We start from the raw sequence: 13,676 nt of genomic DNA, 5'->3' as shown, positions 1-13,676 counted from the left end.
CCTATTCCCTTCGTAATGTGTTGTGTGCAAATCGGATTGACGTTTGCAGTTTCTATTTGTACTGGCAGAAGCAGGCGTTTTAGAGGTTTGCCAACTCGTCCAGATCTGCGGGTGACTTGACGGCACGGGCCGTAACCCCCCGAAGTTCGCGTTTGGCGATACCGGTGAGCGTCCCCGCCGGGGGGAACTCCACGATCGCCGTCACATCGTGCGCACGCAGATACTCGGTGCACAGGTCCCAGCGCACCGGCTGGGTCAGCTGGGCGACCAGGGTGTCCATCGCGGCCGCCGCCGAGGCGACGGGCTTGCCGTCGCGGTTGGACAGCAGCGTGGCGGTGGGCTCGGCGGTCACAACGGCGGCCGCCGCCGCGGCGTAGCCGTCCAGGGCGGGAGCCATGTACTTGGTGTGGAACGCGCCGGCCACGCCGAGCGCGCGCACCCGCGCCTTGGCCGGCGGGTCTTCGGCGAGCTTCTCCAGCGACGACAGCGGGCCCGCGGCCACGATCTGGCCGGGCGCGTTGCGGTTGGCGGGGAACAGCTCGAGGTCCTCGAGGCGGCTCAGCACCTCGGCCTCGTCACCGCCGAGCACCGCCGACATGCCGGTGGGCTCGAGAGCGCAGGCCTTGGCCATTTCGGCGCCACGGGTGGCGGCGAGTGCGACGGCCTCATCGGCGGCCAGCACGCCGGCGATGGCGTAGGCCGCGATCTCGCCGACGGAGTGGCCCGCGACGATGATGTCCGCGCCGCTGAACAGGCCGCGCCGGGTCAGCTCCTGGTGGGCGAGCAGCGTGTTGGCGACGACCAGCGGCTGCGTCACCGCGGTGTCGGTGATTTCCTCGGTCGACGCGGTGGTGCCAAGCCGCACCAGGTCCAGGCCACTGGCCTTCGACCACAGGGCGAGCTGGTCGGCGGCGCCTGGCAGCTCCAGCCATGGCGACAGCATCCCCTCCGTCTGCGAACCCTGTCCGGGCGCAAGCAATGCGATCACGTGTCTAAGAGAACACTGTGGAAACGGTTTTGGCGGGTGTAACAGATTATGAACCTCGTCTTAGGTTTTTGTATACACCTTACAAAACGGCTCCGTAAGCTATGTTTTTGATACCGCGCCGCGACCTGTTGCCTAAATCACTGCCCGTCGGACTAACCCGCGGTACCGCTCCTGACCGGCAGGGGAACCGGCGCGACGGTGCTGGCGGCGACGCTGGTGGGCGCCGTCGGGTAGTTGAGCTGGCCGACCGTCGAGGCCACACGCAGCACGTATGCGTCGCGCGGCTGGGTGGGATCGCGCCCGGTGAAGTCGGTGATGCGCTTGAGCCGGTAGCGCACCGTGTTTGGATGAACGAACAACTTTCTGGCACAAGCTTCAATCGCGCCGCCACAATCCAAATAAGCGTCAAGCGTTTCGATCAGCGTCGGTCCGGCGTCGGCCAGCGGCCCCATCACGTCGGTGTGCAGTGCCACGATGGCCGACGCGTCGCCCATCAGGGCCCGCTCGGGCAGCAGTTCCCGGGCCAGCACGGGCCGTGGCGCGCCGCGCCAGCCGGCGACCGCGTTCATCCCGGAAATCGCCTCGCTGGCGCTGTGGTAGGCCGCGGTCAGCATGGCCGCCGTCGGCCCGATGACCACCGGGCCGTCGGAAAACGCGTTCAGCAGGTCGCCCAGGAATTTATCGGTCAGTGACAAATGGCCGGACACGATCGCCACCAGCCAGGTGCCGTGCACGTCGGTGAGCGCCGCCCGGCCGTGGCGCGCGGCGATGTCGCGGACGTCCTGGCTGGCCCGCTGGCTGCCGCCCTCGCCGTCCGGCTCGTCCCGCCTGGGCGCCGGTATCCCGACCACGACGGTCGCCGGCGCGGTGGTGTCCCAGTTCAGCGCGGCGGCGCGGGACAGCAGCTCCGGGCCGGTGTCGCCGCGCACCACCGCGTCGACGACGCTGGCCTCCATCCGGCTGTCCCAGGTGCCGCGCGCCTCGGCGGCCTCCGCGTAGGACGAGGCGGCGGTGAACGCCAGGTCGCGGCTGTACTTCAGGACGCCGACCGTCAGGGCGGTCAACTGCTCCTCGGAGCGGGCCACCAGCGGCAGCACCTCCTCGAAGAACTCCATCGTCACGCGCACCATGTCCACGCTGTGCCGCAGCGCGATCCGGCGGGCCAGGTCCTGGGGCACCAGCTCGAAGGCCTGCGCGGTGTAACTGACGTTGCTGTGCGGGTCCTGCATCCACTCGACGAAGTTGTTGATCGCCGTCTGCACCACCAGCGCCACGCTGGCCCGCTGGGAGGCCTCCAGGTCGGCGAAGAACGGCAACCGGTCCTGCATGATCGAGACCGCTTCGGTGGCCAGCCGGCCGGAGTACTGCTTCAGCCGCCGCAGCACCGAATCGGGCACCGTGTCCAGCAGTTCCAGCGGCGACCTGGGTCGGGCCGACGCGAACGGACCGGCGAAGGCGTTGTCATTCACCCCTAAAACCTACGCCAGAATTTGGAACTTTTCGCCAAGCCGGCGGGGTGTCGGGCTCGGGTGTGCGGCTGGCCGCACACCCGGCGGCGACTGCGCGGCTGGCCGCACCCTCGGCAGGCTAAGGGCCGGGGTCAGGCCACGCCGGGGTCGGACGTCTGCTCGGGCGCGGCCTGCACGTCGTCGATGCGGTACTGGCGGGCTGCCGCGAGCGGCACCGACGGGTCGATCTCCCCGTCGCGGGCCAGCGCCTCGAGCACCGCGACCACCTGCGACTCGGCGTCGGTGTTGAAGTAGCGCCGCGCGGCGGGCCGGGTGTCGGAAAAGCCGAACCCGTCGGTGCCCAGCGTGACGAAGGTGCCCGGCACCCACGGCCGGATCTGCTCGGGCACCGCGCGCATCCAGTCGGAGACCGCGACCACCGGGCCGGTGGCCCCCGCGAGGGCCCGGGTCACGTACGGGGTGGCGGCCGGCTGGTCCGGGTGGCGCAGCCTGGCCCGCTCGACGCAGACGCCGTCGCGGTTCAGCTCGCCCCAGCTGGTCACCGACCACACGTCGGCGGCGACGTCCCACTCGGCGGCCAGCATGTCGGCGGCCTGCAGCGCCGACGGCATGGCCACACCCGAGGCCAGGAGCTGCGCCTTGTTCGTGCGCTGTTCGGTGGCGGGACGGTAGCGGTAGATGCCGCGCAGCACGCCCTCGGGATCGAAGTTGTCCGGCTCCGGCGGCTGCGGGTACGGCTCGTTGTAGATGGTGATGTAGAAGAACACGTTCTCCGGGTTCTCCCCGAACATGCGGGCCAGCCCGCTTTCCACGATGTAGGCGATCTCGAAGGCGAACGCCGGGTCATAGGACACCACCGCCGGGTTGGTGGCGGCCAGCAGCAGCGAGTGGCCGTCGGCGTGCTGCAGGCCCTCACCGGTCAGCGTGGTGCGCCCGGCCGTCGCCCCGAGCAGGAAGCCGCGCGCCATCTGATCGGCGGCGGCCCACAGGCCGTCACCGGTGCGCTGGAACCCGAACATGGAATAGAAGATGTAGATCGGGATCATCGGCTCGTTGTGCGTCGCGTACGACGTGCCGGCCGCGATGAAGGAGCCCACCGACCCCGCCTCGTTGATGCCCTCGTGCAGGATCTGGCCGACTTCGCTTTCCTTGTAGGCCAGCATCAGGTCGGCGTCGACGGCGGTGTACAGCTGGCCCAGCCGGTTGTAGATCTTGAGCGACGGGAACCACGAGTCCATCCCGAACGTGCGCGCCTCGTCGGGAATGATCGGCACGATGCGCGGGCCAACCTCCTTGTGCCGCAACACTTCCTTGAAGGTACGCACGGTCGCCATGGTGGTGGCCACCTCCTGGTGACCCGATCCCTTGCGCAGCGCGGCGTAGGTGTCGCGGCCGGGCAGCGTCAGCGCCTTGGCCTTCGTCCGCCGTTCCGGAAGGAAGCCCCCCAGCGTGCGGCGCCGGTCGAGCAGGTACCGGATTTCCGGGGCGTCCGGGCCGGGGTGGTAGTAGGGCGGCAGGTAGGGATTCTCGTCCAGCTGCGCGTCGCTGATCGGAATCCGCATCGAGTCCCGGAACCACTTGAGGTCTTCCAGGGCAAGCTTTTTCATCTGGTGCGTGGCGTTGCGGCCCTGGAAGTGCGCGCCCAGCGAGTAGCCCTTGATGGTCTTGGCCAGGATGACCGTCGGCTGGCCCTTGTGGTCGATGGCGGCGCGGTAGGCCGCGTAGACCTTGCGGTAGTCGTGCCCGCCGCGCTTGAGGTTCCAGATCTCGGAGTCGGTCATGTGCTCGACGAGCGCCTTGGTGCGCGGGTCGCGGCCGAAGAAGTGGTCGCGCACGTAGGCGCCGTCGTTGGCCTTGTAGGTCTGGTAGTCGCCGTCGGGCGTGGTGTTCATCAGGTTGACCAGCGCGCCGTCCTTGTCGGCGTGCAGCAGGGCGTCCCACTCGCGGCCCCAGACCACCTTGATGACGTTCCAGCCGGCGCCGCGGAAGAACGACTCCAGCTCCTGGATGATCTTGCCGTTGCCGCGCACCGGGCCGTCGAGGCGCTGCAGGTTGCAGTTGATGACGAAGGTCAGGTTGTCCAGCCCCTCGAGCGCCCCCACGTGCGCCAGCCCGCGGCTCTCGGGCTCGTCCATCTCGCCGTCGCCCAAAAAGCACCACACGTGCTGGTCGGAGGTGTCCTTGATGCCCCGGTCGTGCAGGTAGTGGTTGAACCGGGCCTGATAGATCGCGTTGAGCGGGCCCAGGCCCATCGACACCGTGGGGAACTCCCAGAAGTCGGGCATCAGCCGCGGGTGCGGGTAGGAGGGCAGCCCGCCGCCGGGGTGGCTGTGCTCCTGGCGGAAGCCGTCGAGCCGATCCTCGCTGAGCCGGCCCTCGAGGAAGGCGCGCGCGTAGATGCCGGGGGAGGCGTGGCCCTGGATGAACACCTGGTCGCCGCCGCCGGGATGCGACTTGCCCCGGAAGAAGTGGTTGAAGCCGACCTCGTACAGCGCCGCCGACGAGGCGTAGGTCGAAATGTGGCCGCCCACGCCGATTCCCGGGCGCTGCGCGCGGTGCACCATGATCGCGGCGTTCCACCGGATCCACGCCCGGAAGCGGCGCTCGACATCCTCGTCGCCGGGGAACCAGGGTTCCAGCTCGGTCGGGATGGTGTTGACGTAGTCGGTCGACGTCAGCGACGGGATGGCCACTCGCTGCTCGCCGGCCCGCTCCAGCAGCCGCAGCATCAGGTAGCGCGCCCGCGCGGGCCCCGAGCGCTCCAGCAGTTGGTCGAAGGACTCGAGCCACTCCGACGTCTCGTCGGGGTCGATGTCGGGCAGGTAGGAAGCGACGCCCTCGCGGATCACCCGGACGCGGTCGGGTTCGCTTGCGCTGCTGGGGGATTTGGCCAGATCGTGGCGCGCGAACTCCGTGGTCAACTTCCGCTCCTGTATTCGGTTGCGTGGTGTCCTTCTATCGTGCCGCACCGACGTTTCCGGCGGGTAGCCGCGCCCGCAATCGGCACCCGGTAACGTCAGCAACCGTGCTCATCGGATGGCGTGCCGTCCCTCGCGTGCACGTGGGGGATTTCCCGAGGCGGGGCGCGCTGGCGCTTGGCTGCGTCGCGGCGCTGGTCATGGGGATCGTCGGGTGTACCAGCGTCACCAACGGCACCGCCACGCCCGATACCAAGGTCGCCCCGGCCTACCGGCAGTCGGTGTCCGCGTCGGTGTCGGCCTCCTCGGCCACGTCGCGGGTGCGGGAGTCGCAGCGTCAGCAGTCGCTGACGACCAGGGCCGTTCGCACCTCCTGCGACACGCTGGCCACCTCGGCCAAGGACGCGATCGACAAGGTCAACGCCTACGTCGCGGCGTTCAACGGGGGCCGCAACACCGGCCCGGCCGAGGGCCCGGCGATCGGCGCGCTGAACGACAGCGCCACCACGGTGTCCAACAGCTTCAACGATGCGCTGTCGCAGCAGCTGAAGGACGCGTTCAACGCCTATGTCGACGCGGCGCGCGCGGTGGCCAACGCCATCGGCACGCACGCGTCGATCGCGGAGTTCAACACGCGGGTCGACCAGCTCAACGACACCAAGACGAAGGCGCTGAAACTCTGCCTGGCATCCTTCTGAGGCACGGGTATGGACCGCGTTCTGGCTGTGCGACGATAATCCCCATCGCACGGTGCGCGGACGGTTGAGGAGGTTCCACGGTGGTCGCGGCGGATGACGCCTCGAGCTTCGCTCGCAAACTGGGCATCCAACGGGACCAAGTCGTCCAGGAGTGGGGCTGGGACGAGGACTCCGACGACGACATCCGGGCCGCGGTCGAGGAAGCATGCGGCGGTGAGTTGCTCGACGAGGACAGCGACGAGGTCATCGACGTCGTGTTGCTGTGGTGGCGCGACGGCGACGGCGACCTGGTCGACACCCTGATGGACGCGATCACCCCCCTGGCCGAGGACGGCGTGATCTGGGTGCTGACGCCCAAGACCGGCAAGCCCGGCCACGTGCTGCCCGCCGAGATCGCCGAGGCGGCCCCCACCGCCGGCCTGATGCCGACCTCGTCGGTCAACCTCGGCGACTGGAGCGCCAGCCGGCTGGTACAGCCCAAGTCGTCGCGGACCGGGAAGCGTTGATGCTGCCCGTCGGCACCGCCGCCCCCGACTTCACCTTGCGCGACCAGAACCAGCAGCCCGTCACCCTGAGCTCGTTTCGCGGCGTCAAGAACGTCCTGCTGGTGTTCTTCCCGCTGGCGTTCACCGGGATCTGCCAGGGCGAGCTGGACCTGCTGCGCGACCACCTGCCGCAGTTCGAAAACGACCACAGCGTGGCGATGGCGATCTCGGTGGGGCCGCCGCCCACGCACAAGATCTGGTCGCTCGAGAGCGGGTTCATGTTCCCGGTGCTCTCGGATTTCTGGCCGCACGGCGAGGTCAGCCAGGCCTACGGCGTGTTCAACGCCGACGCCGGCTATCCCAATCGCGGTACCTTCGTCATCGACCGGTCCGGCATAATTCGTTTCGCCGAGATGAAGCAGCCCGGCGAGTCTCGCGACCAGCGGCTCTGGCTCGACGCGCTGGCAGCTTTGCAGGACTGATTTTTGGGTGCTGAGCCGCCGGGCGGGTAGCCTGCGGCGGACCCCCGGGTTATCCCGGGGTCTCAGGGCGCGTAGCTCAGTGGTAGAGCTCTGGTCTTACACACCAGCGGTCGGCGGTTCGATACCGTCCGCGCCCACTCCCTCGTTCTCGCTTCGCGGGACGAAGCGCGCGTCAGGGCATCGCCGCCCCCAGACGGTATGCCCTTCGAAGCCAAGCGTTCTCGCCACGACGCGCTAGCGATCGGGGCCGGTTCTCCAGGCGCCCGGTGCCGTCGCACCGCACTATCCTGTCACCGCGAACCGGTTGGCTTTCCCGCCGCGGACCGCGCGCACGGTGATCGGCGGTGCGCGACGGCGCGGGCGCTGACACAACGTGTCACAACTAGGTGCGAACCGGGGAGTCGACGGGGCGCCGGCGCATGGTGTCTGCTGATCAGGCCGATTTGAGAGTCATTGCAAGGCTGTGCAATTCGGACTAAGCCCGAGCCGGGTCAAGTGGTCGCGGGTTCAGGTCCTGTGGCCCGATCACGAAAGGCACGCGCGTGGCGCCGCGAGGGCGCCCGACTCGAGCTCGTCAAGCTGCGTATCACCGCTGCGCCACCGCCGGACAGCAGGCGGCAAGTGGTCCTTGGCGACGCAGCGACGGTAGGCGAGGGTCTGAGTTCGCGGATGGCCCGGCTCGGGATGGGAAGCCATAACCATCTCGATGTAGGTTAGAGCGGCTAAGGTTACCCCTAAGCTAATTAGTTGAGTAACCTTCCCCCTTGTTAGGAAAGCGCCCATGACGACCTTTGAAACGAGGGTAGAGTCGCCAGATCCCAAGGTTTCTCCAAGCGCCGAGGAAGAGCGCGGCCCGCAGCGCGCCAAGAAGAAGGGGCTGCTGGGCCGCTTCTGGCTAATGCTCACGATCGTGGCTGTGGTCGCGCTGTCGGGATTCGTCGTGCACCGGCTGCACGGAATCTTCGGCGTCCACAGCGGTTCGTTCGGTGGCGGCGCACCTGGTGACGTCATCGACCAGTTCAACGCCAAGACGATCACGCTCGAGGTCTGGGGCTCACCGGGCAGCACGGCGACGATCAACTACCTCGATGAAAACTCGCATCCGCAGCAGGCCCTCAACGTCCCCTTGCCCTGGAGCACAGTATTGAGTTCAACGAAGCCCGGCATCCCGGCAAACCTGGTAGCGCAAGGAGACGGGAGTTGGATAGCCTGCCAATTCGTGGTGGACAACCACGACGGGCGCGGTGCAGTGATCAAGGGTGCTAATCACTCGCCCCCCAACGAAACAGTCAATGCCTTCGTCTACTGCCTGGACAAGTCCGCATGAGCGAGACCACCGAGGCTGCGCCGCGCGTCGATCAGCCGCTGATCCCGCCGTTCCTGCCGCGGATGATCCATCGGCTTGCGCTGCCGATCGTCCTGGTCTGGTTGGGTATCGTCTTCGTCACCAACACCATTTCCCCGCAGCTCGAGGTCGTCTCTAAGCGCCAGTCCGTGTCGCAGAGCCCTAGAGACGCAGTGTCCTTCCAGTCGATGATGCGCGTCGGATCGACGTTCAAGGAGTTCGACACCGACAGCTCGGCGATGATCCTCCTGGAAGGCGACAAGCCGCTGGGGGCCGAGGCACACCGCTACTACGACGAGATCGTCAAGCGACTCGAGCAAGACAAGAAACACGTTCAGCACATCCAGGACTTCTGGAGCGATCCCCTGACCGCGGCGGGCTCCCAGAGCCACGATCAAAAGGCCGCGTACGTCCAGGTCTACCTCGCCGGCAACATGGGCAGCGCCCAGTCCGGCGAATCCACGGATGCCGTCCGCAAGATCGTCAACTCGGTGCCTGCGCCGCCGGGGATCAAGGCCTACGTCACCGGGGCGGGTCCGCTGTTTGCCGATCAGTCCCACGCGGGCGAGAAGGGCGTCGCGAAAGTCACCATGGTCACCTTCGTCGTGATCATCGTGATGCTGCTGTTCGTCTACCGGTCGGTGATCACCATGCTGATCATGCTGGTCATGGTCTTCGTCGAATTGGCCGCGGCACGCGGTGTCGTCGCGACGCTCGGAAACTACGGCATCATGGGGCTTTCGACGTTCGCCAATAACATGCTCGTGCTGATGGCGATCGCCGCCGGCACGGACTACGCGATCTTCGTGGTCGGCCGATACCACGAGGCCCGCGGTCTGGGCGAGACGCGCGAAAAAGCGTTCTACACGATGTACCACAGCACGGCCCACGTCGTGCTGGGGTCGGGGCTGACCATCGCCGGCGCGATGTACTGCCTGAGCTTCTGCCGGTTGCCCTATTTTTCCTCCCTCGGCATACCCTGCGCCGTCGGCATGTTGGTCGCGGTCGTCGCGGCCTTGACTCTGGCACCGGCGGTCCTGACCGTGGCATCGTTCTTCAAGCTGCTGGATCCGAAGCGAAAGCTGCAGACCCAGGGCTGGCGACGCATCGGCACCGCCGTCGTCCGCTGGCCCGCACCGGTTTTCGCGGTGACCATCGCCGCCGCATTGGTTGGCCTGCTCGCTCTGCCCGGCTACAAGACGGACTACGATACCCGCCACTTCCTGCCGCAAGACACCCCGGCCAACGTCGGTTATGCGGCTGCCGACCGCCACTTCAACCAGGCCCGGCTGAATCCGGAGCTGTTGATGATCGAGACGGATCACGACCTGCGTAACCCGGCCGACTTCATCATCTTGGACAAGGTGGCCAAGGCGGTCTTCCACATCCCCGGTATCGGCCGAGTCCAGACCATCACCCGGCCATTGGGCACGCCGCTCGACCACAGCACCCTCGGTTTTCAGATGGGCGCACAGGCCGCCGGGCGGCTCGAGACCCAGCACTACCAGGAAGAGCAGGCGCAAAACCTGCTGAAGCAGGCGGAAGAGCTGCGCAAGACGATGGCGACGCTGCATGAGCAGATGCAGGTCACCCAGGACCTGAGCAACACCACACACGAAACCACCAAGCTCACCAAAGAAACGGTGAAGATCACCGAGGCGTTGCGCGACGACATCGCCAACTTCGACGACTTCTTCCGGCCGATTCGTAGTTACTTCTACTGGGAGAGGCACTGCTACGACATTCCGGCCTGCTGGTCGATACGGTCTATCTTCAATGCGCTCGATGGCATCGACCAGGTGGCTCAGAACATCGAGAACCTCAGCGCGAATCTCGACAAGCTGGATCAGATCCAGCCGAAGCTGGTGGCACTGATACCGCCGCAGATCGAGAGCCAGCAGCGCAACCTCGACACCATCATGTCGAACTATGCGACCACAAAGGGTCTCAACGACCAGGCGAGAGCGCAGGCCGACAACTCCACCGCGGAGGGCGATGCCTTCGACAAAGCGAAGAACGACGACACGTTCTACCTTCCGCCAGAGGCATTCAAGAGCCCCGATTTCGCGCGGGGTCTCAAACAGTTCATATCGCCGGACGGGCACGCTGTCCGGCTGATCATCTCGCATGAAGGCGACCCGGCGACTCCTGAAGGCATCAGCCACATCGAGCCGATCAAGCAGGCTGTGCACGAGGCGATCAAGGGCACGCCCTGGGAGGGCGCCAAGGTATATCTCGGCGGTACCGCCGCTACGTATAAGGACATGCACGACGGCTCCAACATCGACCTGTTGATCGCCGGAATTTCCGCGGCCACACTGATTTTCGTCATCATGTTGGTGATTACCCGAAGCGTCGTTGCGGCCTTCGTGATCGTCGGTACGGTGTTGCTATCGTTGGGCGCCTCGTTCGGACTCTCCGTGCTCCTATGGCAATACATCCTGGGCATCAAGTTGCACTGGATGGTGCTGGCGATGGCGATCATCCTGTTGCTGGCGGTCGGCTCGGATTACAACCTGTTGCTGATATCGCGGTTCAAGGAGGAAATCCACGCCGGGCTCAAGACGGGGACGATCCGCGCGATGGCAGGTTCGGGCTCGGTGGTTACCGCCGCCGGTCTGGTGTTCGCCGCCACCATGGCCACGTTCATGTTCAGCCCGCTGCGGGTGATGGCCCAGGTGGGTACGACGATCGCGCTGGGTCTGTTGTTCGACACTTTGATCGTGCGGTCGTTCATGACACCGTCGCTGGCCACCTTGCTCGGGCGCTGGTTCTGGTGGCCGCAGCATGTGCGTCCGCGGCCGGCCAGCACCATGCTCCGACCGTACGGACCGCGCACCGCCGTGCGCGAGCTGATCCTCAACGACGTTGACGAGCACCCACCGGGCGGACTGGTCAAAAAGCGCTAAACCTATGTCGAAAACCTTGCTGAACTCGGGCAGTAGAAGTTCGGGCGGATTCAACGCCGGCGACTGTCAGTCCGGGTTCTTCGGCGGCGCGTAAGCAACGTTGTGCGGGCGGCCGGAGGCGCGGTCCGGACGGCCATGTGGCAACCTCAGGGGCGTGAACGAGCAACCCGTGGAGCCGTTTCGCGTCGACGTCCCCGACGACGTTTTGGAGGACCTTCGCGGGCGCCTGCAGCGCACGCGGTGGCCCGAAGCCGAATGCGTCGACGACTGGAGCCAGGGCATCCCGCTGGGATACACGCGCGAGCTGGCCGCCTACTGGGCGACCCAGTACGACTGGCGCTCCCGTGAGGCCGCGCTGAACCGCTTCGATCAGTTCGTCACCGACATCGACGGGCTGGACATCCACTTCATCCACCAGCGCTCGCCGCACGACGACGCCTTCCCGCTGCTGATCACCCACGGCTGGCCGGGCTCAATCGTGGAGTTTCACAAGGTGATCGAGCCGCTGACCAACCCGGCATCCGGGCGCGCCGAGGACGCCTTTCACGTCGTGTGCCCCTCACTGCCCGGCTACGGGTTCTCCGGCAAGCCCACCCGCGCCGGGTGGGGCGTCGAACGGATCGCCGAGGCATGGGAGACGCTCATGCTGCGCCTCGGCTACGACCGGTACGGCGCGCAGGGCGGCGACTGGGGCGCCGCCGTCACCACCCAGATCGGTCGAAATCGAGGCCACTGCGCGGCCATTCACCTGAACATGCCGATCGGGCGGCCCACGCCGGAGTCCCTGAAGAACCCCACCCCCGAGGAGCAACGCGCGCTGGCCTCGATGGCCGAGCACCGCAAGTGGGGCACCGGCTATTCCAAGCAGCAGTCCACCCGGCCGCAAACGCTGGGCTACGGGCTGGTCGATTCGCCGGTGGGCCAGCTGGCGTGGATCGTCGAGAAGTTCTGGGCGTGGGCCGATTGCGACGGGCACCCCGAGAACGTGTTCAGCCGCGACGAGCTGCTGGACAACGTGATGGTCTACTGGGTCACCGCCACCGGCGCGTCGTCGGCCCGGCTGTACTGGGAAAGCTTCCGGGTGTTCGGCCAGCTGGACCGCGTCGAATTGCCCAGCGGCGTCAGCGCTTTCCCGGGCGAGCTGCTGAAGGCGCCGCGAAGCTGGTGCGAGCCGGTGTACAACCTCACCCACTGGACGGACATGCCGCGCGGCGGGCACTTCGCCGCGTTCGAGCAACCGGAGCTGTTCGTGGACGATGTGCGCGCGTTCTTTGCGACAGTGCGCTAGACGATACGCCAGCCCCTGCGCGCCCGAAAACGCATGTCCCACAGGTAAATCTGATAACCCAAGACCCACGCCCGATGCGGGACAAGGCGGTCGGCCAGCCGCAGGGCGGCCAGCAGCCACTCGAACCGGCGCTGCTGGGCCTGCGACCACTCCAGCCGCATCATCGCCCGGAACTCGGGGGCCAGGAATCCCGTCGTCGCGAACAGGTTGAACGGCCCCGCCAGGACCCGCAGCGGCCACGGCAGGAACGCCATCGAGGCCACCCCGCGCAGGTGCTCGCGCACGGGCGGGTCGATGCGCAGCTCGTCGAGGGAGCGCTTCCAGTAGTCGTCGAACGCGGCGCGGTCCTGCGGCCACATGCGCTCCGGCACCTGCAGCGTGGTGCCCAACCGCTTGGCGTCGCGGTAGACGGCGTCGGCGGTGGCATCATCCAGTGGCCCGTGCAAAAACTCGTGCTGCTCAACGAAATACCGGTACAGGCAGGACGCCACCCACAGCTGCAGCTTGGGGTCGAAGGCGTTGTAGGACACCGGACTCGACGATGTCGAGCGAACCTGCCGGTGCGCGACGTCCACGGCGCCGCGGATCAGCGCCCGATCGGACTCAGTCCCGATGGCCGCCACCGCCAGGTAGGTCCCGGTGGTGCGGGCGCGCTTGAACGGATGCTTGTAGACGTTGCCGCTGTCCACCGGGCTTTCCAGCACGCCGTAACCCACGCCGGGCAGCGACAGCTGCATGATCACGTTCGCGGCGGGCAACAACACCGCCGCCGGGTTCAGCAGATCGGCGATCCGGGTCGCGGGCCGCCTCATTGCGGTTTACCCCTCATGGAGTCGAGTACACCACGGCGGACGTTAGTTCCGCCGAAAAGTGGGCAGACGTGGGCGATGAGTACTCAACCCGGTAACCCGGGCCCGCCGCTGGCCCGCCCGCCCAACCTGGCACCGACCACCGTGTCCGACGCGTTGCTCTGGTGGCTGGTGGGCCTGCTGATCCTCGTTGTGATCGTGGCGGCCGTATTGGCCATCTGACCCGGGCCGTGCCGGGGCGGGTGTGAGACGCTGCCCGGGTGTTTGCGAGGCGGACCCGGCTCG

General features: G+C 67.0%; 11 protein-coding genes and 1 tRNA gene. 8 read left to right on the top strand and 4 right to left on the bottom strand.

What is annotated here, in order from left to right:
• Positions 1-79 precede the first annotated feature (79 nt).
• The 3 genes from BN4348_RS43770 to aceE all read right to left on the bottom strand — a co-directional run bounded on the left by BN4348_RS43770 (position 80) and on the right by aceE (position 5,378).
• Positions 80-988, bottom strand: coding sequence for an ACP S-malonyltransferase (locus BN4348_RS43770; protein WP_066913544.1), 909 nt, complete (start codon positions 986-988; stop codon positions 80-82).
• Between the two features lie 152 nt (positions 989-1,140).
• The gene (locus tag BN4348_RS43765) at positions 1,141-2,457 is read right to left on the bottom strand and encodes a PucR family transcriptional regulator (RefSeq protein ID WP_066913542.1); all 1,317 of its coding nucleotides are present in this window, start codon (positions 2,455-2,457) and stop codon (positions 1,141-1,143) included.
• Between the two features lie 131 nt (positions 2,458-2,588).
• On the bottom strand, positions 2,589-5,378 hold the full coding sequence (gene aceE, locus BN4348_RS43760) for a pyruvate dehydrogenase (acetyl-transferring), homodimeric type (RefSeq protein ID WP_066913540.1): 2,790 nt from the start codon (positions 5,376-5,378) through the stop codon (positions 2,589-2,591).
• Between the two features lie 104 nt (positions 5,379-5,482).
• On the opposite strand from aceE, the gene BN4348_RS43755 reads away from it, so the two are divergent.
• From BN4348_RS43755 to BN4348_RS43725, 7 genes are all read left to right on the top strand, one after another.
• Positions 5,483-6,073, top strand: coding sequence for a hypothetical protein (locus tag BN4348_RS43755; RefSeq protein ID WP_066913538.1), 591 nt, complete (start codon positions 5,483-5,485; stop codon positions 6,071-6,073).
• An 80-nt stretch (positions 6,074-6,153) separates the two neighbouring features.
• Complete coding sequence (locus tag BN4348_RS43750; RefSeq protein ID WP_066913536.1) at positions 6,154-6,579, top strand: DUF3052 domain-containing protein; 426 nt, start codon at positions 6,154-6,156, stop codon at positions 6,577-6,579.
• Positions 6,579-7,040: a peroxiredoxin gene (locus BN4348_RS43745; protein ID WP_066913534.1), complete on the top strand. Its 462-nt coding sequence runs from the start codon at positions 6,579-6,581 to the stop codon at positions 7,038-7,040. Before BN4348_RS43750 ends, BN4348_RS43745 begins: the two co-directional genes overlap by 1 nt.
• 65 nt (positions 7,041-7,105) lie before the next feature.
• Positions 7,106-7,177, top strand: a tRNA-Val gene (locus tag BN4348_RS43740).
• Positions 7,178-7,821: 644 nt separating this feature from the next.
• The gene (locus tag BN4348_RS43735) at positions 7,822-8,367 is read left to right on the top strand and encodes an MmpS family transport accessory protein (RefSeq protein WP_066913533.1); all 546 of its coding nucleotides are present in this window, start codon (positions 7,822-7,824) and stop codon (positions 8,365-8,367) included.
• Positions 8,364-11,294, top strand: coding sequence for an MMPL/RND family transporter (locus BN4348_RS43730; RefSeq protein WP_066913531.1), 2,931 nt, complete (start codon positions 8,364-8,366; stop codon positions 11,292-11,294). Before BN4348_RS43735 ends, BN4348_RS43730 begins: the two co-directional genes overlap by 4 nt.
• Before the next feature lie 169 nt (positions 11,295-11,463).
• Positions 11,464-12,582: an epoxide hydrolase family protein gene (locus BN4348_RS43725; protein WP_066913578.1), complete on the top strand. Its 1,119-nt coding sequence runs from the start codon at positions 11,464-11,466 to the stop codon at positions 12,580-12,582.
• Here BN4348_RS43725 and BN4348_RS43720 read toward each other — a convergent pair.
• Positions 12,579-13,394 carry an oxygenase MpaB family protein gene (locus tag BN4348_RS43720; RefSeq protein WP_066913529.1) on the bottom strand — a complete coding sequence of 272 codons (816 nt, stop codon included), beginning with the start codon at positions 13,392-13,394 and terminating at the stop codon, positions 12,579-12,581. The genes BN4348_RS43725 and BN4348_RS43720 overlap by 4 nt on opposite strands.
• A gap of 75 nt (positions 13,395-13,469) precedes the next feature.
• Here BN4348_RS43720 and BN4348_RS60035 point away from each other — a divergent pair, with 75 nt between their 5' ends.
• Positions 13,470-13,613: a hypothetical protein gene (locus BN4348_RS60035; RefSeq protein ID WP_160040461.1), complete on the top strand. Its 144-nt coding sequence runs from the start codon at positions 13,470-13,472 to the stop codon at positions 13,611-13,613.
• Positions 13,614-13,676 lie beyond the last annotated feature (63 nt).

Source organism: Mycobacterium interjectum, from assembly GCF_900078675.2.
GTDB classification, from domain to species: Bacteria; Actinomycetota; Actinomycetes; order Mycobacteriales; family Mycobacteriaceae; genus Mycobacterium; species Mycobacterium interjectum.
The sequence above is the reverse complement of the archived record's forward strand: the minus strand, read 5'-3'. Positions and strand labels throughout refer to the sequence as shown.

Coding starts and splice junctions, on each gene's coding strand:
- BN4348_RS43745 (WP_066913534.1), top strand. CDS start 6,579: ATGCTGCCCGTCGGCACCGCCGCCCCCGACTTCACCTTGCGCGACCAG.
- BN4348_RS43735 (WP_066913533.1), top strand. CDS start 7,822: ATGACGACCTTTGAAACGAGGGTAGAGTCGCCAGATCCCAAGGTTTCT.
- BN4348_RS43730 (WP_066913531.1), top strand. CDS start 8,364: ATGAGCGAGACCACCGAGGCTGCGCCGCGCGTCGATCAGCCGCTGATC.
- BN4348_RS43720 (WP_066913529.1), bottom strand. CDS start 13,394: ATGAGGCGGCCCGCGACCCGGATCGCCGATCTGCTGAACCCGGCGGCG.
- BN4348_RS60035 (WP_160040461.1), top strand. CDS start 13,470: ATGAGTACTCAACCCGGTAACCCGGGCCCGCCGCTGGCCCGCCCGCCC.